Genomic DNA, 21,986 nt, shown 5'->3' with positions numbered 1-21,986 from the left:
CAGATTAAATGCTACTTAGCTTAAAGTTGATCAAACGTTTTATGGGCTTAAAGCTGATCGGTCAGTAATATATGCAGTTATAGCTTTATTTATTTACTTAAGCATAGCAATGGCATCTTTACTAGCACGCTGTCGCTCTTCGGCATTTAGCTCAATGAGACGGCCTTCTTTCATCAGTAATAATCGATCAGCATGCTCAAAATAACCATCATCATGACTGATGATAAACAGTGTCTTACCCATGGCTTTTAGCTCAGGGATGAGTGTCTGATAAAATACGCGGCGAAAAGCAGGGTCTTGATCGGCTGCCCACTCATCGAGCAGTAATATGTCCTTTTGTTCAGCGACGGCGATTAGCATGGCCAAGCGTTTTCTCTGACCTTGTGACAACTTATCTGTAGAGAGCTTATGGTCAGACACACTCACTTTTTCTTGTAGGTTGAGCTTATGCAGCCAGTCAGATACTAGGGCCGCATCAGGTTTATTACCCTGATATCCAATCAACTGCTTAAATAAATGTTGGTCGCTAAAAATCGCAGAAAATAGCTGTCTAAAATCGGCATTGTTCTCTGAGTCGACGCTCTGTCCATCGACTTGTACCGTTCCTGTAGTAGGAGTAAAGATACCAGTAATGATTTTGGCAAGGGTGGATTTACCGCTACCATTCGCACCGATTAAGAAAACCACGTCACCTCGGCGCAAGGTTAGATTGACTGACTTTAAGATATTATTGGAAGGGTTCAGATTGTTATCACTGTTATCACTGTTATCATTATTTTGAGCATTATCATTAACCGCTGTGTCTGATGCATTACTACTATGACTATTACTGCCTATATAGCGATAATTGATATCATTCAAAGTTATGGATTGCCAGTTCTGGGCAACAGTGTCTGTCGCAAAACTCGGCTGATGCTCAGCCAATTCTAAAGACTGTATTTTTTCTAGCGCAACTTGGGCGGTCTGCAATGTTGGATAAGCACCAACTGCATGTAGGAGCGGTGACTGCATAAACAAAATCGTCAAAGAAAAGGTAGTAGCAACTCCCATCGGTATATCGAGATAATTGGCCACTGCAAATACGATACCAATCGATGCGAACATCATAATATTAGACCAGTTCACCGCTGATAAATGAAAAGTATCAGATTTGGTTACGGTCTTTTCATACGATTTGGCATGAGCCAAGAAATCATCTGTATACAGTTTTTCTGCTCGGTGTTGGTTAAGAGCCAGCTCTTTACGACCTTCTATTATCGATTGATAATCCTGATATAACGCGTCATTAACCTCTCTCAATTCGGTCAAATGTGTGTAGACATGCTTGACTAAAATGGTACTTATCCAAATCGTCATCACAATCCAAAACATGACAATAAACAATAATGGCAACGACAACCAGCCCAGATATAGCCCAACGCCAATAGATAGAATAATACCTTGTACCAGCTCTGGCATGCGGACAAAAGCGACGGTAATTGATTGAATGTCTGAAGACAAGCTGGCAAGTAAGCGTGCGCTACCCAAATGGTCTATCTGAGGAACGGTAGTATCGATGATTTGTTTGACCAGTTTGGTTCTAAGCTCATAGACAAATCTATGTCCCAATCGCGTCAAAGCATATTGCGATAAAAAAGTCGTCACCAGCAGTAATAGTACGAGCAGTGAAAACTGCCCCAAGCTGAGCCAAGATAAAGTATCAAATACTGGCTGACTAATAAAGGTGTGATTGATATAGGCAATAATACCCACACTGACAGCGGCATTGACCAGATTTAGCAGAATGACTTTAAGAAACGGCAGACGATAATTCACCCAAATCATATGATATAAAGAAGCGGTCGTACGAGAGGACGCTGTGGCATGAGAAGACATAGTAACTCAATAATAAAATAAATTTTTGATAGTAGAAAAGGGAGTAGGCCTCGCCTAATCCCTTTTCTGGAACCTAATAAAGCATACTAACAAAGCTTAAAAATCGAACGTTGCCGATACTTTTAAGGCTGTTGGTTCACCTGCATTTAAATAGCCATAGCCTGGTAATCCACCTACAGATTGCCAGTAGTCTTCACCTGTGACATTAGTCACCATACCTTTTAGAGTAACGTCTTGCCCTGCTAGCATAGTGCGATAGCGAGCACCCAAATCTAGGGTAGTATAGCCATCAACTTTTAAGGTATTGGCAGCATCGGCATAACGCGCACCTGTATGGATGATATCGCCCGTTAAAGTTAATCCTTCAACGGCGGCCAAATCATACTCTAGGTTGACGTTACTCTGTAAGGTAGGAAGGCCAATGACGCTGTTGCCATCTAATGCACTATCGCCAGTGTCTTTTTGCTTAGCACTTAAATAGGTAACACCAGCATTGAGACGCATGTTTTCGCTTGGACTACCAAAGACAGTCAGTTCAGCACCTTGATGACGGTTCTCGCCAGTTGCGGTAAAGGTATTATTGTCATCGATATAAGCTCGTGGCTCATCAGTATGGAATATGGCAAAACTGCTACCGATCACGCCATTGTCGTATTTCACACCCAGCTCAGTTTGTTTGCTTACATAGGGATCTAGGTTTTGTCCTGCATTGGTTATTGCATTGCCAGAATTATCAACCAATGGTGCAGCGGCACCTTTGGCAAGATTTTCAATATAGTTGCCATATACAGACCAGTCCATCGTTGGCTGATAAACGATACCGACGCTTGGTGTCCATGCGCTTTTATCATAGCTAGCTGTTTTGGCTTGGGTATTATAGTCATAGCTGGTTGTTTTGATATTTTGATGACGTACGCCTACCGTAGTTCTTAGCTTATCGTTGAACAGTGAGAACGTGTCTGCAAGCGCAAAACTCTGTAATTGAGTTTTACTCGTTCGCTTAGGATCATCAAAACGTCCGCCAAAGAAAGCGGTATCTGACCAAGCATTGTCATAATCTGTCGGACGGTACAAATTGGTCGCGAGTTGGTTACCAAAGTCAAAAGCGTAAGCGCCTTTTTCCTCTTGATCATAAAGATCGGCGGCTAGTACCCAGTTGTGATCAATCTTACCTGTTTGCCATTGACCACGCAGACCAAGCTCAGCACTTTGTACTTTATCTTCTCGAACATTATCAAAGCGGTAGGTTGAGCCAGTGCCATCTGCGTCAGATACTGTGAGGTTGGCTAACGAGTTGTCCTCATCACCATGTCTGATACCGTAGGCACCATAACCAGTAATGTTGTCATTAAAATCATATTCTCCGCGAATCGTACCAAAGACATCCTCTTCGTTCGAATAACTCCAAGGCTGCGCCCAGTTTTTTGAGCCATCTGGTGCTTTCGGTACATGAGAGACGCCAGCAAGCGTCACACTAGGTCGAGTCTCTGACAGCTTATTGTCTTGCCAGCCCAAATCGGCTGATAAACGATATTGATCCCCTCTATAGTCCAAACCAAGTGCAGCCAAACCCAAGGTCGATGACTCATCGTCGATAGCGCTGTCACCATCTTGATAAGCAGCATTAAAACGAACGCCAATAGCATCATCGCTACCAAAGCGATCACTGACATCGATTGCGACCTTACCTTGGTCGCCTTGACCATAGCCAACCGTTAGCTGACGTAGCGGCTCATTATCCGCTCGTTTGGGTAATAGGTTAATTGTACCGCCTGCGTTACCACCACTCGGTGCTGCGCCATTTAACATCGCTGAGGCACCGCGCTGTACTTCGACGCGCTCGAACAATTCAGTTGCGATATATTGTCTAGGTAGTATGCCGTATAGACCATTGAACATCGTGTCGTCTGAGGTGGTCACAAACCCACGCATAAAATACGCTTCTTGAAAATTACCGAAACCTCTAGCCACACGCACAGTAGGATCTTTTTTGAGTAGGTCGCCCACACTATGTGCTTGTTGATTGGTGATATATTCATTGGTATATGAGGTGGTAGAGAACGGCGTGTCCATGATGTCTTGATTGCCCAAGAGTCCGACGCGGCTGCCTGTCGCCACCTGTCCACCTTCATACGCGCTAGGTAACCCATCTGCTGACGCATCAGCACTACTGGTCACGACGATAGTATCAAGTACCACATTAGGAGTGGTTTGAGCATATACATCATCTACTAGCGCCCATGCCGAGTGACTTGTGGTTAATACGATGACAGAAGTAGATAGACAGGTTGAGCATAGTGTCTTTAAAGAGAGTGATTTCGTCGATACCAATCGCGAGGGTATAGATGCTAATCGTAGAGAAGAACCAGATACATTCGAAAGATTAAATAACGCAGCAGATAAGCGAGATAGTTGCATGAATATTTCCAGCATGTAAGTTAAATGCTTATTATAATGATAATCATTTCTATTACAATGAATTGCTGAATCAATTTTAAATATACTTTTTTTGAGTAAAGTACCGCTGTCGCTTGATAAGGTGCCAATAGCATCATCTATAAATATGACAGTGCTGCTACATTTGGGCGTAGGGTGGGCTCTTTAGGATCAGTAAAAAAGAAGTATAAAGCAGAGGATGGGTTTACCTATTATAGGTAGCTTGTGTGGACAATTTATTCATTTGAGCCAGTTCATGTATCAATGTATGCTATTGTTTTATCATGGGCGTGGAGTATGCTGGTATCGCCCACCAGAGGGGCAGTCAAACGGAATTGACTGATTTATATAATTGAAATGGATTTTTAAGGTGGCGCTTATGTACGCAGTAATTGGAGCAGGTCCAATGGGGCTCGCTGCAGCCCGAAATTTGCAAAAACTCAATATTCCTTTTATCGGCTTTGAGCTACACACAGATGTAGGGGGTCTATGGGATATCGATAATCCGCACAGTACCATGTATGAAAGTGCCCATTTGATTTCGTCCAAGCGTATGACGGAGTTCAAAGAGTTTCCTATGAGCGACTCAGTCGCGGCGTATCCTCATCATACCCAGCTCCGTCAATACTTCCGCGACTTTTCAGATACGTTCAATCTAAAATCACACTATGAATTCTCAACGCGCGTGGTCAGCATGGTGCCTGAAGGGGACGGCTGGCGCTTAGTTAGCGAGTGCAATGGTCAAAAGCAGTCGCGACTGTTTGATGGTGTGCTCATGGCAAATGGTACTTTGCATACCCCCAATATGCCAAGTTTGCCAGGTACGTTTGCAGGCACGTTGATGCACTCCTCTGAATATCGTAGCCCGTCAGTGTTTAAAGACAAACGTGTGTTGATCGTTGGCTGTGGTAACTCGGGCGCTGATATCGCTGTTGATGCGGTACATTATGCCAAGTCGGTAGATATCAGTCTGCGCCGCGGCTACTACTTTCTGCCCAAATTTATCAAGGGTCAACCGATTGACACACTAGGCGGAAAACTAAAGTTACCGCGTCCAGTCAAGCAGCGCATGGATGCAGCGATGATTCGTATGATCATTGGTAAACCTTCTGATTATGGACTGCCAAACCCAAACTATCGCATGTATGAATCACACCCTGTGGTCAACTCATTAGTGCTGCATCATTTGGGTCACGGCGATATTAAGGCGCGCCGTGATATTCGCCGCATCGATGGGCATACGGTGAGCTTTAGTGATGGTGAAAGTCAGGATTATGATTTGATTCTTATGGCCACAGGATACCTGCTTGATTATCCATTCATTGAGCGCGCTCAGCTTAATTGGCCTGCTAATCAAGATGCTCCGCAGCTTTATATGAATGTCTTTCATCCTGAGCATGATAATTTATTTATGATGGGTATGGTGGAGGCAGCAGGGTTGGGCTGGGAGGGTCGAAATCAACAAGCACGGCTTGTCGCATTATATATTCAGCAGCGTCAGCAAAATACAGCAGCCGTTAAACAGTTCAATAAAGTGAAACGTAAGCGAGCTGGCAAGACACTCGATGGTGGTTATGATTATATTAAGCTTGCACGTATGGCATATTACGTGAACAAAGATGAATACTTAGAGACGCTGTCCAAGCATATCGCTGAGCTCGAAACAGAACAGCCTGTATTGGCATCAGAGGTATGATAGCGGCAGTGGCGTTTGAGCCACGGAGCTTGATTCTACTCAATCTCATCTTGGCGCTGATGATGTTTGGCGTGTCATTGAGTTTACGTCTCGAAGATTTTAAGCGTGTCGTTTTGTCTCCCATTGCGCCGATAGCGGGTCTGTTTGCTCAATTCTTTCTATTGCCCCTAGCCACGTGTCTGTTTACGTGGGCGTTGAATGTCGATCCCGAGTTGGCGCTAGGAATGATTTTGGTAGCGTCTTGCCCAGGTGGTAGTTTTTCCAACATTATGACTTGGCTGGCACGCGGTAATGTCGCGGTGTCAGTCAGTATGACTGCAGTATCAAGTCTCGCTGCTGCTATATTAACACCAGTCAATTTTGCTTTTTATGGTTGGCTTAACCCACACACGCGTGAGTATCTGACAAAGATAACGATTGAGCCTAGTAGTATTCTGATACTGGTTCTATTAGTGTTAGCGTTACCTTTAGTGCTAGGGATGGTAACGGGGCGACGCTTGCCAGATCTGGTCGTACGTATCCAAAAACCGCTACGTATTTTCTCCCTACTCGTGCTGATGGCTTTTGTGGCGATTGCTTTTTCTAGCAATTTCGCGCTATTTTTAGAGCGTTTTCATAGCTTTTTTTGGCTGGTCGTTGGCCATAATTTATTGGCGCTTTCGTTAGGTTATGGCATGGGGCTGATGCTCAAGTTGCCAGTCGCGGATCGGCGTGCGGTGACTTTAGAAGTAGGAATACAAAACTCAGGGCTAGGATTGGTTATTTTATTTACTTTTTTCCCAGAGGCAGGTGGCATGATGCTGATCACGGCGTTCTGGGGCGTATGGCATTTGGTGTCAGGACTGACACTTTCACAAATTTGGGCACGGATACCCTATGAATAAAAGCGTAATAAATAAAAGCATAGTGAACAAGCGTATATTAATCACTGGTGCCGCAGGTTATATCGGCCATCAACTGGGCAATCGTCTGGCTGCTCATTATCATGTGGTCGGTACGGATATTCGCAAGCGCGATGACCTAGACTTTCCAATTCACGTATTAGATGTGCGTGATAGGAGTTTGGCTACGTTACTAAAAGAAGAGGGTATCACTCATGTCGTACATCTCGCCTCTATCTTACAAGCGTCAAAAGATCGTACTCGTGACTATGATATCGATGTCAATGGCACGCGCAACGTACTCGATTGCTGCATCAAAGCAAATATTGCACATATAACGCTCACCAGTTCGGGTGCTGCCTACGGCTATCATGCTGACAATCCTGAATGGATTGATGAGCAAGATGCACTACGCGGTAATCCTGAGTTTGCCTACTCGGATCACAAAAGACAAGTCGAGGAAATGCTTGCAGACTTCTGCGAGCAGCATCCACAATTACAGCAGCTGATCTTTCGACCTGGCACAGTACTAGGCGCTGATACGCGCAATCAAATTACCAGTCTGTTTATGGCAACGCGCGTGCTTGCGCTCAAAGGTAGTGAGTCGCCTTTTGTGTTTATTTGGGATCAAGACGTGATCGGCGCTATGGAAATGGGGATTCGCGAGGATAAATCTGGTATCTATAACATGGCAGGCGATGGCGCACTGACGATGAGGGATATCGCAAACCGACTTAACAAGCCACTATTGACCCTGCCAGTGGGTTTGGTTAAAGCTGGCTTACAGGTGGCAAAATGGGGCGGTAAGCCAACAGGGCCAGAACAGGTTAATTTTTTGCGTTATCGACCCGTATTGAATAACAGGCGACTTAAAGAAGAATTTGGTTACTCTTTGGCAAAAACGTCTGCCGAAACCTTTGAGTACTTCATCGAATGTAATGGATTGCGTAAACCTTGATAGGGAGATAATCATCGATGCCATCAATAAATGTTACTTTAATCACTGGTGCTGCATCAGGACTTGGTTGGGCGATGGCACGGCACTGGTATGCAGCAGGACATTATTTGGTGCTGGTTGACATAGACGCAGATGCTTTGAGTAAGCGTGTGACTGAGATTGGCGACCTAGACAGGGTCATGATGGTCACCACCGATATCACGCAACGTGATGATATAGCCGTTCTCATAGAGCAAGTTAGCGAACGCTTTGGCCGTCTTGATCTATTGGTGAATAATGCTGGCATTACCCATCGATCGCCAGCATATCAGACTGATCCTGCGGTGTTTCGCAAAGTCATGGCGGTAGATTGGCAGGGGGCAGTGGAGCTGACCATGGCTGCGCTACCAATGCTACGAGAATCTAAAGGACAAATTATCTGTATCGGCTCAATGGCTGGCTGGATGCCAGTACCAGGGCGGGCAGCATATTGTGCGGCAAAAAGTGCACTGACACAGTTTTTTGAAGTACTGCGCTTGGAGCTAGAACCTGAGGGTATACATATCCTTATGGTCTATCCCAGCTTTCTTGATACACATATCGAGAACCACGCGCTCGGCCGTGATGGCAGTATCGCAAAGCATCCACGCTCAATGATCGGTAATATGCGTAGTGCTGAATGGATGGCCGAACAGATCGATCAAGGTTTGCAGCGGCGCAAACGTTGGATATTGCCGGACCCACTCTCGCGCTTTGGTAGTTTACTGTGGCGTATCGCGCCAGCTTTGTACTTGCGTCAGGTGAGTAGACGCTTTAAAGGAGAGCTACGATAATCTTTACCATGTCGATCGACTAGACACCCTGTTATGACAATATCTTACATGTACCTATATTATTGGTCTACAGGTATTAGATGATTGAATAACCACAATGTAAAAAACTATTTATTGAATAATAAAAAGTTATAGTTTTCTGTCGCTTGATACTCAGGAAGAATGGCAGGATAGTCAGCTGCTATTCTTGAGATGGATACAGTGATCGAAACTATAATTTTGGGGATCGTATTTAGTATTTCAGCATTGATCGTATTTTATTTTCTAAGAACAAACCTGAAAAACAGTAAAAACATCATTCATAGTCTTATTTCCAGCTCCTAAACGTATTTATCTCTCATTTATTGAGGAATTGTCGTGTGCGCGACAAACTTCTAAGCGCTGTTATGAAATTATGGTCTGTAAGCAAGGAATGTCTTCGACGACAAACCTTAACTTATCACTAAATGAATTAATCAGGGATGAATGATGAATAGTAATCAAAATGCTTATGGTACCGATAAGCTTGATCCAAAAATTAGATCACGTTTTGTTGATAACAACAATGGTCTAAATGTTCATATTTTAGAAGCAGGGTTTGAAGAAACAGAGTCTGAGAAAGGAAGCAGACCAGTCGTGCTGCTTTTACATGGTCATCCAGAGCTGGCCTATAGCTGGCGCAAGCAGCTGGTGCCTTTGGCTGACCAAGGGTTTCATGTGATTGCTCCGGACTTACGCGGTAGTGGGAGAACGACAGGGTGGGAGACAGGTTTCGACTGTAATCTTGACCAGTTTAGTTTATACAATAACGTGCAAGACATGATTGGGCTGGTATATGCATTAGGCTATAAATCAGTCGCAGCCGTTGCAGGACATGATTTTGGTTCTCCTGCGGCAGCACTATGTAGTTTTATCCGTCCTGATATTTTTAAGTCTTTAATCATCATGAGTACACCTTGGCCAGGCACGCCGCAATTTCCATTTAATTCAGCCAATCTACCAAAAGATGCTACAAACTACGATCCAACCTTGACCAAAAGTATGGAAGAGCAGCTAGGCTCTTTAGTACCACCCCGCAAACACTATCAGATGTATTTTGCCTCACCTCATGCTAACGATGAGATTATGCATGCACCTCAGGGAATTCATGATTTTATGCGGGCATACAATCATGCCAAGAGTGGCGACTGGCAAGAGAACAACCCGCACAATTTACAAGCTAAAACGCTTGAGGATTTTTCTAAAATTCCAAAATACTATGTGATGGATTTGGATAAAAGCATGCCTGAGCAAGTCATGGAATTCATGCCAACCCAAGCGCAAATAGATGCCTGTGAATGGTTACCTGATAATGAGCTAAAAGTGTTCTCTGACGAATTCATCCGCACACAATTTCAAGGCACTATGAATTCTTATCGCTGTGCCACCAATCCAAAATATTTCCATGCGATAAAAACCTTCAGCGGTAAATCTATTGATGTGCCCGTGGTATTTATAGCAGGCGAAAAAGACTGGGGGCCGTATCAAAGCTATGGCAACTTTGAAGCGATGAAGGCGAGTATCGCGCAGCTAGAGATTCACTTTGTCAAAGGCGCAGGACACTGGGTGCAGCAAGAGCAGCCAAAAGCGGTGAATGACATCATGATTGAATTTCTCAAAGATAAAAAATAACAGCGCAAATACTTGGCATTGCGGTTCATTATTTGAATCTGCAATGCTCACTTAGTGGCTGATTTTAAAGATGTCTGGCTTTAAGGGTAGCTGACTTTAGAGATAGCTTTGGAGAAAAACAATGAGTAAATATGATGTCGTGGCTGTTACGACCAATGATTATAAAAGACAGGCCAAACAACGCTTGCCCAATTTTTTGTTCGATTACATCGAGGGCGGCGCAAATGCTGAGCAAACATTGCAGGCGAATACAGCAGATTTTAAAAGGTATACGCTAAGACAGCGAGTCATGCGAGACGTGTCAGCTGTCGATACCTCAACGACTCTTTTTGGAGAGTCTCTGTCTATGCCGTTAGCATTAGCACCAGTCGGCATGGCCGGATTGTTTGCAAGGCGCGGAGAAGTGCAGGCGGCGAGGGCAGCAGAAAAGAATGGCATACCATTTACGCTGTCTACTGTGGCGATATGTTCGTCTGAAGAAGTGCAAAGTGCGACCAATCAGCCTTTTTGGTTTCAGCTATATATGCTGCGTGATAGGGCACTTGTGCTAGATATGTTGCATCGTGCTGCTGCATCAGGGTGTAAAACGCTGGTATTTACGGTTGATTTAGCGCTGCCTGGTATGCGATTAAGAGACTATCGAAATGGTATGTTAGGTGGTTCTACAAAAGGAAAAATGTCTTATCTAGCGCAACTATTCATGCGGCCAGGATGGTTGCTCGATATTGGCATTTTAGGCAAACCACATAGTTTAGGCAACCTGAAACACAAGGTTGAAAGTGCAAGTGACCTTGATCGATATAAAGCGTTTGTAGAAAGCCAGTTTGACCCGAGCGCCACATGGAAAGATATTGCATGGCTTCGTAATAATTGGAGTGGCAATATTATTATCAAAGGTATCATGGATGCAGATGATGCCAAAGCAGCGGTTGATGCAGGTGCAGATGGCATTGTTGTTTCCAATCATGACGGCCGTCAGCTAGATGGTGTCTCGTCTACCATTGATAAATTGCCGAGCATAGCGAACAGCATCGGGCAGCAAACCAAAGTTTTATTGGATGGTGGCATACACAATGGTGTCGATGTCGTGAAGGCCATAGCACTTGGGGCAGACAGTGTCTTGATAGGGCGCTCTTGGGTATATGCCATGGCAGCTCAAGGAGAGGCTGGTGTGAACAAGCTGTTGACTCTCTATCAACAGGAGATAGCTGCGACGATGGGATTGATGGGGGTAAGCCGTATCGAAGCGCTCAATAGCGATGTCATCGAGCGATTCAATCAATCGCTTAGTAATCCGCTCAGTTAAATACCCTCTATTTGGAGAAGCCACATGACTTGCATGACGACTAAGACTAAGACCATGACACATGGCATATATCCCGTTGTTCATACACCATTACATGAAGATGAAAGCATTGATTTTGACGGTTTAAAAGCGTGTTTAGAGTATTACAATCAAACAGATTTACCGGGCGTTATTTTGCTTGGAAGCGGTGGAGAGTTGCCTTATTTTTCAGGCAGTGAGCAATATGAAATTATTAAGGCAGCTTTTAATTATCTAGACGGTAGCAAGGCAATTATTGCTGGTGTCCACGCATATAGCAGTACGCAAGCGATAGAAAAAATAGCCTCATATAGCGCTTACGTTGACTACATATTGCTATTGGTTCCTGATTATTACCAAAGCACTTTTGAAGATTATCTGCAAACACTAGAATGCATTGCGCAACACTCTGCAAGACCTATCTTGTTTTATTATTTCCCGCAAATCACCCAAAAGTCATTTACATCAGATCAGTTGATTGCCATTCTTTCAATCGACAATATTATTGGTATCAAAGACAGTTCTGTACATATTCCAACGGCCAAACGCATCTTGTCTAATGTACCTGACACACTATACTTTAGTGGGCTTAGCTTGTTATTAGAGCCCATGATAAAGCTGGGCGCAGTAGGTGCGATTTGTCCTATTGCCTCGGTACTGCCACAGCAAGCACATGAGTATTTTTGTGCTATTAAAAACAGCGATAAAAATCTCACAAAATACAGAGCACCATTAAAGCGTATGTTGCCGATTGTGAATACATTAAATATATCGGAAAAAACCCAGTATCTGGCGTTAAGTCTGCTTAGTGCTAGTCCCGTCAAGTTAATAAAAAATGTGACCAGCTCTCACGCTAAAATCAAAGAAGCTTTGAGATTTAAGGGCTTGCCTATCCAAAGAACGGTCAGAGCACCTTTACCAAGTCTATCTGACACAGAAGCCGAAAAAATTGCGCTAATTATGGATGATTTAGCATTGCTTTAATCGACTGTTTAATTAGCATCGTGATAGGCTTTTGAGAGCTTTTCCATATTATTTATAACGATTTTTCCGTATTGAATACAGATAAGCTTGTCTCTCTCCATTTGTTTGAGCTCTTTACTGACGCTTTGCCGAGACACACCTACCATCCTTGCCAAATCTGCGTGTGAAATAGTAATTTCTAGCTCATTACACTGTGTTGTTTTTGAGCTTTGATTGACCACTATCCTATATATACATCGTGACAATCTTTGATGTAAGGGAAGCGTTAGGTTGTCAGTATTTATCTCAAAGGCCACCCGCATTCGGTGAGAAAACATGATTAGGAGCTGAGTATTTATCTCAGGGTGCTTATGGTTAAGTCGAAAAAAATGCCTCTTGCTCAATACATTGACGACAGAATCACCTACAGAATAAGTATTGGTTGCTCTAGGCAACTCATCTATCAGTCCCTGCTCACCAAATGTTTCTCCTGACAACAGCGTACCGATGACAACTTCTGTGCCATCTTGGCTATATATATTGCATTTTATTTTACCCGATACTACTTGGTAAAGCTCGTTCGATGCTTCTTGTATACGAAACAAGGCTTCTCCGTCAGATAGCGTTCGCTGAGTCATCGCTGAACGAATGTCCTCTTGAATATCTGCATGGAGTTTTTCAAACCAGTTATAAAATATTAGCGTATTCAGAAGAACGCCCTCATGTGAGTTGAGACTATTAATTTAACATGTTTTGATTCAGACATTTCTATTCGTTTATACGAGAGAAGGTGGCGCTGATTTTTATGCAAAAGAGAGGTTTGCTTTGGTCTGTCTAGGGCGTGTCCTCAATTCAATCGATAGTTATCTAAATGGGTTGAAAATGGCTAAATCTTGCCAAACGGCGTCAAATAGCTGGTCAATATCTCGATATTATCTGCGCCATTTTCCTTGTTTGACGGCAATTTATCTCATTTTTATCACCATTTTTAAAATGAGGACACGCCCTAGTAGTTACTCTAGGTAGTATTCGTTTCAAGTAACAGTAATTCTAAGTAACGGTCATTTTAGGTATAGTCAATTGAAAGTACAAATGTCATGAATTTATAGGCGATACGGGTATAAATTTTACTTGCATGCTGTGTCCCTTCGATGCTGCGCAACCCTTGTTCTAAAGATAAGCATCCCAGTATCGCTATGTCATTTTTTGAGTGTATTGATTATATCAAACAAAAAAATAGAAACTCCTAAGAGTTTCTATTTTAATAAGATAAAGCAGATTTTATGATGATGCTTTTGTTATATCTTGATCCACAGTCTTAACGTTTGAATCGAGAGTATTATAAGTCTCTATCCTGTCTGCTTCTTTGTTTAAGCTCTTATATAGAGTGATACACATGATAAAGAGGAAAATTGAAATCGGGAAGCCAGCAATAATAGAGGCTGTCTGCATAGCCTTTAGCCCGCCAGCATAGAGTAACCCACCAGCAATAATAGCGATTAACACTCCCCAAACAACCCGCATTTTTTTAGGGGAGGTCTGCGCTCCCTCTGCATCCAAAAAGCATAAAACATAAGTACCACTATCAGCGGAAGTGATTAGGAACGTGGCAAGTAATATACAAGCTAGAATGCTCAATATCTGTCCGATTGTGTCGCCACCCACACTATCAAACATAGTAAACAAAGCAAAGGTGGTGTCTAGCTGGACAGCTTCAACGATAGGTCCACCAGTAGAAGCTTCTTGAGCAGGTAGGCCTGATTCAACCAATGCTGCCGCTTGCGTTTCATAGATGTGACGAGCATCTTGCTCAACTTTTAGGGCAGAGCCACCTACGACTGACATCCAGATTGCTGTGATTAAAGTTGGCACGAGTAGTACGCCACCAATTAATTCACGAATAGTACGTCCCTTGGAGATACGGGCGACAAACATCCCAACGAATGGTGCCCAAGTCATCCACCACGGCCAATAGTAAGCCGTCCACCAGTTCTGCCAGCCTGAGTCTTTTTGTGCGTCACTCCATAAACTCATGCCTATGATATTTTGAGTGTAGTTTCCAGTGGTTTCGAGCAGTGTATGTAGGATATAGCGAGTTGGGCCGATGACAAGCAGAATGACAATTAAAGAGAGTGCTAATAGCATGTTTAGGTTAGATAAGTACTTCATTCCTTTGTTGACGCCTGTTACTGCAGAATAAGTCGCAATCGTACATAGCACACCCAATAGAAGAAGCTGATTAGATAGACTGTTGTCGATACCAAATACTTGGCTTAGGCCTGTGTTGATTTGGAGCGCACTCATACCAAGAGATTGAGCAATGCCAAACGCTGTAATGACGATAGTAAAAATATCAATCGTGTGTCCAATGGGTCCGTAAATACGGTCTCCAATGACTGGATAAAGTATGGAGCGTAAACTAAAAGGCAATCCCTTTCGATAGCTAAAATAAGCCAATGCTAGAGCCGTGATACAGAATATTGCCCATGGATGTAACCCCCAGTGAAAGAAGGTAAGCTGCATGGCCATACTCGCCGACTCATCACTCAAGTCGGCAGCGAAAGGGTTACTCATATAGTGATAGATAGGTTCGGCCGCAGACCAAAAAACCAGACCAACCCCCATACCGCCCGAAAACAGCATGGATATCCAGCTGATAAAGCTGAACTCTGGTTCCTCATCGTCTTTACCTAAGCGTATATGCCCAAGACGGCTGAACATCACGAAAAAGAGAAAGCCGACAACACCTGTCATCAAAAAAATATAAAACCACTTGAAATTTTGCAACAGCATGGTTGAAAAGCTTTCGAATGCCACACCTGCTTGTTCTGCTTGAAGCGCACAAAATAATACGAAAGCAATAACCAACACTTTTGAGACAACCGTTATGGTTGGATTTAGTCCTTTAAAAATGCCTGATGTAGCTAGCATGATCACTCCTTGAATACGTTACAACAGCCGGATTTCCATAGCCAGCTGCGTGTTTGGGTCATTCAGAGTAGTGCTATGTGCCAGTACCTTTCAACCTATTTATTATCATAAATGCATGAGTTTTATTAATAGAAAACAATTGTAGGCATTAAGTACAGCGTCTTTCCATAAAATACATGACAAAAACTCATGAATATCTAGCAGAAAAGTCGTTTGTCAAACTCCGCAATGTCTAGCAGAATCTTCATCAAGCAGTACACATTACTCATGAATGGCTACAGCCAACGCAAGGAAGTATGCGTCATTTTATTATATGGAGATTCAGCATGAACCAAACTAACCAAAACCGCATCTCAATCCAACAAGTAGACAGTGTTTTGCACCCCATCACTGAAGCAAGTGGTATGCCTAATACTGCTTATGTCAGCGAAGAGTATTTCAATTTTGAGCGCGATAACATCTTAAGCAAAACTTGGGTATGTGTCGGGTTTGCCTCTGACCTTATTAAAAACGGCTACATCAAGCCTGTCGAATTTATGGGATTGCCATTATTGATGATGCGTAATCGTGAAGGTAGGGTACAAGTGTTCCATAACGTTTGTAGTCACCGCGGTATGAAATTGGTTCATGAAGAGGGCGTGGTACAGGGCGTGATTCGCTGTCAGTACCATTCTTGGAGTTACGATTTAGACGGAAACTTAAAAGGAACGCCGCACGTAGGCGGTATAGGAAAACACAAAGATGAACGTTTTAAATGCGAAGACCATGGTCTACGTGCATTACGTTCTAGTGTTTGGATGGATATGGTCTTCGTAAACATATCAGGGGATGCCGCACCGTTTGAAGAGCATATCGCTCCTTTATTAGAGCGTTGGAAACCGTTTTGGGGAGAGAGTGGTGTCGATCAAATCCACCGTGTGGATATGAGTGAAGGTTTAGAGATTGAGGTAGATAGTAACTGGAAGTTGACGGTCGAAAACTACTGCGAAGCCTATCATTTGCCTTGGGTGCATCCAGCGTTGAACACGTACTCAAAGCTAGAAGACCATTACAACATTATGTTTGAAGACCGTTTTGCAGGACAAGGTAGCTATAAATACAACTTGTCTGATACTCAAGGCACTCATTTACCTAAGTTTCCAAGCTGGCCAGAGGACAAATTGCGTCATGCTGAATATGTGGCTTTGTTTCCAAACGTACTGTTGGGCATTCAAGCAGACCATGTATTTGCAATGATGATTGATCCCATCAGTGCTGAAAAAACAACTGAAAAACTCCGCTTGTACTTTGTCAGTGATGAATCTGCCAAAGACATTTATGCAGCTTGCCGTACAGCGACGCTAGAGTCTTGGCGTGTGGTATTTAGTGAAGACATTACGGCGGTCGAAGGTCTACAAAAAGGTCGTCATTCTCCAGGGTTTGGTGGCGGTGTGTTTTCACCCGAAATGGACTTACCAACACATTTCTTCCAAAAATGGCTAGCCACACAAGCGAAAGCTGCACTAGAAAAGGAGGCATAAGATGCAACATTACCTCAATTATATCAATGGCGAATGGAAAGACTCACACTGTAAACTGACTGTGATGAACCCTGCTACTGGTGCACCCTATGCCACTGTTGCTCAAGCAAGTATCGAGGATGCTGATCTAGCAATGGCTGGAGCAAGGCATTGTGTGAGCCAAGGGCTGCTTACCGATATACGCCCAGCGCAGCGCCTTACTTGGATGCTCAAGGCAGCTGAGGAAATTCGTAAAATTACGGAAGAGGCCGCTTTAGTACTGTGCTCAGAAAATGGTAAAAACTTGGATACGGCTCGTGATGAGTTCATCGAAGCAGCCCGTTACTTTGAGTATTACGCTGGCATCGCAGACAAAATTGAAGGGATATCTGTGCCATTGGGCAAAGACTACATCAATTTTACTCAATACGAGCCAATGGGTATATCAGTACAGATTGTCCCTTGGAATTTCCCTGTATCAATTTGCGCGCGTTCTTTGGCGCCAGCTTTAGCCGCTGGCAATGCGGTGGTTGTAAAATCTCCTGAGATTTCGCCCATCGCTATGACATTGTTATTTAAAGCGATTGCAAAAGCTGGTTTTCCACAAGGCGCGGTGAACTTACTTTGCGGCAAAGGCTCAGAGGTTGGCTCGCACTTAGTCAAGCATTCAGAAACCAATCAAATTGTATTTACAGGTTCAGTACCAACTGGGCAACGCATCTTAAGAGATGCTGCTGAACGCGCAACGCCTTCAGTGATGGAACTGGGAGGAAAGTCTGCTGCCATCGCACTAGCAGATGTGGATCTAGACACGTTATTGAGCAGTGTCAAGGTCGGTATTTTCTACAACTCTGGGCAAGTATGCTCAGCGATGTCACGCTTACTGGTACATCGCAGCCGTTATGACGAAGTAAAAAATGCAGTCGTTGATTTGGCACAGAGCTTAAGTATCGGAGTAGGTGAAGATAACTCTGATTTAACGCCTGTAGTATCTAAGAGTCAACAGCAGCAGATTCTAAAAATGATTGAGTCTGCTCTTGAAGACGGCGCATGTATTTTGACAGGTGGCAGTGCACCTGACTTAGATGGTTATTTTGTATCGCCAACGATCATCGAAGCCAGCCATGAGATGAGTATCACGCAGCAAGAAGTCTTTGGACCTGTCTTAGTGATAATGCCATTTGATGAAGAAGAGCAAGCGATTGAGATGGCCAATGGTACAGAGTTTGGTTTGGTGGCTGGGGTGTTTGGCGAAGGGTTAAGTCAGACTTTACGGGTGGCAAACAAACTGGTTGCTGGGCAGATATTCATTAATGAGTGGTTTGCAGGCGGGGTTGAGACGCCTTTTGGTGGCGTAGGATTGTCAGGTTTTGGTCGAGAAAAAGGGCAGGAAGCCATCTATAGTTATGTTCAGACGCGCAATATTGGTATTCGTTTGAGACACAATAAGTAGTCACAGAGTCAAAGGGAGTAGGCACAATGAAAAAATGGTTATGTATTGTCTGTGGTTGGGTTTATGACGAGGCGAAAGGCTGGCCTGCTGATGGAATCGCACCTGGCACAAGATGGGAAGACATTCCAGAAGATTGGTTGTGCCCTGATTGTCAAGTGACAAAAGCTGATTTTGAGATGCTCGAGATTACCGATGAAGAAGAGGAAAGTATTGGCAACGCTATCGTTGATAATACTATTGAACCAGTCGTTATTATCGGAAGTGGCCATGCAGGTTACCAGTTGGCATCAGCATTGCGTAGCCAGTCTCCAGACTTGTCTATTACCTTATTCACCGCCGATGATGGATCGGTTTATAGTAAACCCGCATTATCTAATGCGCTTGCCCTAGGCAAAAGCGGTGATGATCTAGTGAGAGAGTCTGCGCTGAGCTGGGAGCGACGTTTAGATATTCGTGTATACGCACACACTCGTATCAACAAAATTGATCGTTCACAAAAAAGGCTCTACACCACAATAGGTGAATATACCTACGGACGCTTAGTATTAGCGACTGGCGCGACGCCAATCGTCATTCCGGTAGAAGGTGAGCAGTCCGCTCTATTCAGTGTGAATGATCTAGCAGATTATAAACAGTTCCGTTCTCATCTAACCGATAAAAAACATATCACTATTTTAGGTGATGGCTTGATTGGTTGTGAGTTTGCTAATGATCTGGCAGCACATGGTATGGCTGTCACCGTGGTAGGGTTGGGCAAATGGCCTATGGAGCGACTAATCCCGCAGCAGTTGGGTAGTGCGTTGCAGAAAGCGTTGAGCGGAATTGGTGTGGAATGGAAGCTGGAGAATAGTATCCGCTCTGTTCAATCACTCGGTGGTCGTTATCAGTTAGCGCTACAAAATGGGCAATGTATAGAGACGGACTTGGTACTCAGTGCCGTTGGCTTGAGACCAAATATTGCATTGGCTCAAGCAGCAGGTTTAGTAACGGGCCGAGGTATCCAGACTGATTTAAATCACCAGAGTAGTGACCCTGCGATATACGCATTAGGGGATTGCGCTGAGGTGGATGGTGAATGGGCACCTTATATTAACCCTATTAATCAGGCGCTACCTGCTCTGGTCAGTAGCCTATTGGGGAAGCTGACACCAGCCTCATTGAAGGCGACACCCATTATCGTAAAGACGCCTGTTTTACCGCTGAGTATATTGCCAGGGGTTGGCGCTGGGGACTGGAGGGTTGAGCAATATGGGCAAGAGCTGGCTGCGGGTTTTTATGATAAGGCAGGCAATCTAACAGGCTTTGCACTACTTGGTGCGACATTACAAAGCCAGCACAATCAATGGCTTGAAAAAATCACGCTCAATAAAACGGCAGCTTGAGGGAATAATAATGGTTAATTTACCGAATGATGACAAAAGCTGTGGTTGGTATTCCGTATTGCCTACGCCAGAACCTGCCAAAAAACTGCTTGGAACACAAAAAGCCGACTATGCGATTATTGGTGCAGGTTTTGCTGGTCTGGCAGCCGCAAGGCGATTGGCTGAGCTAAAGCCAGAGGCGCGTATTATATTGGTAGATGCGCAGCGTGTGGCAGAAGGGGCCTCAGGGCGTAACTCAGGCTTTGTGATAGATTTACCACATAAATTTTCATTAGAGCATCCAGATCCTGAGCTTAAGAAAAAGCTATTACACCTAAATAGAACCGCTATATCGCAGTTGCAAGGATTGGTCGAACAGCACAACATCGATTGTCAGTGGTCGGCGGTAGGTAAGTACCAAGGCGCAGTTGGCGAACGTGGTGAGGAGCACCTAAAACATTTTGAGCATTTGATGAAAAATCTAGGGGAGCCTTATCACTGGGTAGAAAAAGCAGAGCTCAGTAGCGTTCTTGGAACCAATTATTATAGCCGTGCTATTTTTACGCCTGGCTCTTGCCTCATGCAGCCTGCCGCTTTAGTACAAGGAATGGGTAACAATCTACCTGAGAATGTAGAACTGTTTGAAGAATCACCAATTACAGACATACAAAAATTAAATGGTAATTGGGTACTGACCAGTAGTAAAGGAACAGTGATTACACCTAAGTTATTATTGGGAACCAGTATCTTTACACGAGAGTTTGGCTATCTCAAAAATCGTCTATTACCCGTGATGACTTTTGCCAGTTGGACTCGTCCGTTAACTGATGAAGAGATGAAGATATACAAAGGTGACTTAAACTGGGGATTAACACCAGCTGACCATGCTGGCACAACATTACGCATGACTGCGGATCGCCGCATCCTTATTCGTAATACCTACAAACATGTACCAAAATATGGCAAAAGCATCAGTGATGAGACACGCCAATGGGTTCAGATGGATCATCGAAAAGCATTCTTAGCCCGTTATCCTGAGCTGGCAGGTGTGCCTTTAACCCATACATGGGGAGGTGTTTATGCCATCTCACGTAATTTTACGAACTTCTTTGGTGAGCTAGAAGATGGCGTGTATGCCAGCGCGTGTGACAACGGTGTTGGTGCGGCGTGGGGAACCATTTCTGGAACGCTACTCGCAGATCTGGTGGTAGGAGCAGACTCTCAGGATTTGCGTGATATTCAATATGTGACTGATATGCCAAGCTTAAACCCACCAGAACCGTTTTTAGGACTGGGGGTTAAGTTTCGCATCAATCTTGCAAAATGGCAAAGTCGCAGTGAACTATAGTAACCGCTAGGAAATAATAATGAGTGAAGTAAGATTAATAGATAGTAAGAACCTTGAATTTAGTGTGCGTGGCGACTCTCCAGGCATGGCTTATGTGGCTAGGGCATTAACGCCTGACGTTTCTCCAAATATGGGGATAGGTTTTGCTCGTTGGGAAGGTGCAGAGGTCGCATGGCAAGTACTCTACGATGAGGTTGTCTTTGTGATAGAAGGCTGTTTTGAGTTAACGGCTAATGGTCAAAAGTACGAAGTGCGTCCAGGACAGATGCTTTGGATTCCTGAAGGAACAGAGCTTATATACGGTGGTCATGCCTTATTTGGCTATGTTGTGCACCCTGGTAACTGGAAAGAAATCCATGGATTGACATAAATGCGATATTTAAGAACAAAGCTCTTTAAGTCTTAGGATTTAAAGGGCTTTGTGCTTTTATAACCGTTCTTATAAATATTGATATTAGAGTCAATAACAACGCATTTAAGTGATAGTGATTAGGACGTGTCTTCAATTCACTCGATAGTCATCTCAATGGGCTAAAAATGGCTAAATCTTGCCAAACATCGTCAAGTAGCTGGTTAATATCCCGATATTATCTGCGCTATTTTTCTTGTTTGACGGCAATTTATCTAATTTTTATCACCATTTTTGAAATGAAGACACGCCCTAATATACATGTACTTTGGTGTCCTTACTTTTGAAGTGTAGAACACCGCGATCAGTTTTTACGACGTCTAGTGATATACTCAAGCTTTCAGGTGTCTCTATTTACGATCTGATTCTATTTACGTTCTAATCTAAGGA

At 43.8% G+C, this 21,986-nt stretch carries 16 protein-coding genes; 12 read left to right on the top strand and 4 right to left on the bottom strand.

Going from position 1 to position 21,986, the window contains the following annotated elements:
• Positions 1-93: 93 nt before the first annotated feature.
• Both I6E86_RS08545 and I6E86_RS08540 read right to left on the bottom strand, forming a co-directional pair.
• Complete coding sequence (locus tag I6E86_RS08545; RefSeq protein WP_227680602.1) at positions 94-1,875, bottom strand: cyclic peptide export ABC transporter; 1,782 nt, start codon at positions 1,873-1,875, stop codon at positions 94-96.
• Between the two features lie 96 nt (positions 1,876-1,971).
• Positions 1,972-4,293, bottom strand: coding sequence for a TonB-dependent receptor (locus tag I6E86_RS08540; protein WP_197176982.1), 2,322 nt, complete (start codon positions 4,291-4,293; stop codon positions 1,972-1,974).
• A gap of 397 nt (positions 4,294-4,690) precedes the next feature.
• Between I6E86_RS08540 and I6E86_RS08535 the strand changes: the two genes are divergently transcribed.
• The 7 genes from I6E86_RS08535 to I6E86_RS08505 all read left to right on the top strand — a co-directional run bounded on the left by I6E86_RS08535 (position 4,691) and on the right by I6E86_RS08505 (position 12,616).
• A complete protein-coding gene (locus I6E86_RS08535; protein ID WP_197176980.1) occupies positions 4,691-6,007 on the top strand; it encodes a flavin-containing monooxygenase in 1,317 nt (438 codons plus the stop codon).
• Positions 6,004-6,891, top strand: coding sequence for a bile acid:sodium symporter family protein (locus I6E86_RS08530; protein WP_194364484.1), 888 nt, complete (start codon positions 6,004-6,006; stop codon positions 6,889-6,891). Before I6E86_RS08535 ends, I6E86_RS08530 begins: the two co-directional genes overlap by 4 nt.
• Entirely contained in the window at positions 6,884-7,846 is a 963-nt protein-coding gene (locus tag I6E86_RS08525; protein WP_197176978.1) for an SDR family oxidoreductase, read from the top strand. Before I6E86_RS08530 ends, I6E86_RS08525 begins: the two co-directional genes overlap by 8 nt.
• Positions 7,847-7,863: 17 nt before the next feature.
• Positions 7,864-8,658 (top strand): SDR family oxidoreductase, encoded by a 795-nt coding sequence (locus I6E86_RS08520; protein ID WP_227680601.1) that lies wholly within the window; start codon positions 7,864-7,866, stop codon positions 8,656-8,658.
• 468 nt (positions 8,659-9,126) lie between these two features.
• Positions 9,127-10,308 (top strand): alpha/beta fold hydrolase, encoded by a 1,182-nt coding sequence (locus tag I6E86_RS08515; protein ID WP_197176976.1) that lies wholly within the window; start codon positions 9,127-9,129, stop codon positions 10,306-10,308.
• Between the two features lie 121 nt (positions 10,309-10,429).
• Positions 10,430-11,614 carry an L-lactate dehydrogenase gene (locus I6E86_RS08510; protein ID WP_197176975.1) on the top strand — a complete coding sequence of 395 codons (1,185 nt, stop codon included), beginning with the start codon at positions 10,430-10,432 and terminating at the stop codon, positions 11,612-11,614.
• Between the two features lie 54 nt (positions 11,615-11,668).
• Positions 11,669-12,616, top strand: a complete 948-nt coding sequence (locus I6E86_RS08505; protein WP_197176974.1) for a dihydrodipicolinate synthase family protein — start codon at positions 11,669-11,671, stop codon at positions 12,614-12,616.
• A gap of 8 nt (positions 12,617-12,624) precedes the next feature.
• Here the strand turns inward: I6E86_RS08505 and I6E86_RS08500 are convergent, their stop codons facing one another.
• The gene (locus tag I6E86_RS08500; RefSeq protein ID WP_197176973.1) at positions 12,625-13,233 is read right to left on the bottom strand and encodes a Crp/Fnr family transcriptional regulator; all 609 of its coding nucleotides are present in this window, start codon (positions 13,231-13,233) and stop codon (positions 12,625-12,627) included.
• A gap of 643 nt (positions 13,234-13,876) precedes the next feature.
• Positions 13,877-15,526 (bottom strand): BCCT family transporter, encoded by a 1,650-nt coding sequence (locus tag I6E86_RS08495; protein WP_197176972.1) that lies wholly within the window; start codon positions 15,524-15,526, stop codon positions 13,877-13,879.
• A gap of 326 nt (positions 15,527-15,852) precedes the next feature.
• Here I6E86_RS08495 and I6E86_RS08490 point away from each other — a divergent pair, with 326 nt between their 5' ends.
• The 5 genes from I6E86_RS08490 to I6E86_RS08470 are packed head-to-tail and all read left to right on the top strand — an operon-like array spanning position 15,853 to position 21,557.
• Positions 15,853-17,046, top strand: a complete 1,194-nt coding sequence (locus I6E86_RS08490) for an aromatic ring-hydroxylating oxygenase subunit alpha (protein WP_197176971.1) — start codon at positions 15,853-15,855, stop codon at positions 17,044-17,046.
• Position 17,047: 1 nt separating this feature from the next.
• Entirely contained in the window at positions 17,048-18,478 is a 1,431-nt protein-coding gene (locus tag I6E86_RS08485) for an aldehyde dehydrogenase family protein (protein ID WP_197176970.1), read from the top strand.
• Positions 18,479-18,504: 26 nt separating this feature from the next.
• Positions 18,505-19,860 (top strand): FAD-dependent oxidoreductase, encoded by a 1,356-nt coding sequence (locus I6E86_RS08480; protein WP_197176968.1) that lies wholly within the window; start codon positions 18,505-18,507, stop codon positions 19,858-19,860.
• Between the two features lie 10 nt (positions 19,861-19,870).
• Positions 19,871-21,187, top strand: coding sequence for an NAD(P)/FAD-dependent oxidoreductase (locus I6E86_RS08475; RefSeq protein WP_197176967.1), 1,317 nt, complete (start codon positions 19,871-19,873; stop codon positions 21,185-21,187).
• Positions 21,188-21,206: 19 nt separating this feature from the next.
• On the top strand, positions 21,207-21,557 hold the full coding sequence (locus I6E86_RS08470) for a cupin domain-containing protein (protein ID WP_194364473.1): 351 nt from the start codon (positions 21,207-21,209) through the stop codon (positions 21,555-21,557).
• The last annotated feature ends 429 nt before the right edge of the window (positions 21,558-21,986 follow it).

It is taken from the genome of Psychrobacter sp. SWN149, from assembly GCF_015864565.1.
Lineage (GTDB): Bacteria > Pseudomonadota > Gammaproteobacteria > Pseudomonadales > Moraxellaceae > Psychrobacter.
The sequence above is the reverse complement of the archived record's forward strand: the minus strand, read 5'-3'. Positions and strand labels throughout refer to the sequence as shown.

Coding starts and splice junctions, on each gene's coding strand:
- I6E86_RS08545 (WP_227680602.1), bottom strand. CDS start 1,875: ATGTCTTCTCATGCCACAGCGTCCTCTCGTACGACCGCTTCTTTATAT.
- I6E86_RS08540 (WP_197176982.1), bottom strand. CDS start 4,293: ATGCAACTATCTCGCTTATCTGCTGCGTTATTTAATCTTTCGAATGTA.
- I6E86_RS08535 (WP_197176980.1), top strand. CDS start 4,691: ATGTACGCAGTAATTGGAGCAGGTCCAATGGGGCTCGCTGCAGCCCGA.
- I6E86_RS08530 (WP_194364484.1), top strand. CDS start 6,004: ATGATAGCGGCAGTGGCGTTTGAGCCACGGAGCTTGATTCTACTCAAT.
- I6E86_RS08525 (WP_197176978.1), top strand. CDS start 6,884: ATGAATAAAAGCGTAATAAATAAAAGCATAGTGAACAAGCGTATATTA.
- I6E86_RS08520 (WP_227680601.1), top strand. CDS start 7,864: ATGCCATCAATAAATGTTACTTTAATCACTGGTGCTGCATCAGGACTT.
- I6E86_RS08515 (WP_197176976.1), top strand. CDS start 9,127: ATGAATAGTAATCAAAATGCTTATGGTACCGATAAGCTTGATCCAAAA.
- I6E86_RS08510 (WP_197176975.1), top strand. CDS start 10,430: ATGAGTAAATATGATGTCGTGGCTGTTACGACCAATGATTATAAAAGA.
- I6E86_RS08505 (WP_197176974.1), top strand. CDS start 11,669: ATGACACATGGCATATATCCCGTTGTTCATACACCATTACATGAAGAT.
- I6E86_RS08500 (WP_197176973.1), bottom strand. CDS start 13,233: ATGACTCAGCGAACGCTATCTGACGGAGAAGCCTTGTTTCGTATACAA.
- I6E86_RS08495 (WP_197176972.1), bottom strand. CDS start 15,526: ATGCTAGCTACATCAGGCATTTTTAAAGGACTAAATCCAACCATAACG.
- I6E86_RS08490 (WP_197176971.1), top strand. CDS start 15,853: ATGAACCAAACTAACCAAAACCGCATCTCAATCCAACAAGTAGACAGT.
- I6E86_RS08485 (WP_197176970.1), top strand. CDS start 17,048: ATGCAACATTACCTCAATTATATCAATGGCGAATGGAAAGACTCACAC.
- I6E86_RS08480 (WP_197176968.1), top strand. CDS start 18,505: ATGAAAAAATGGTTATGTATTGTCTGTGGTTGGGTTTATGACGAGGCG.
- I6E86_RS08475 (WP_197176967.1), top strand. CDS start 19,871: ATGGTTAATTTACCGAATGATGACAAAAGCTGTGGTTGGTATTCCGTA.
- I6E86_RS08470 (WP_194364473.1), top strand. CDS start 21,207: ATGAGTGAAGTAAGATTAATAGATAGTAAGAACCTTGAATTTAGTGTG.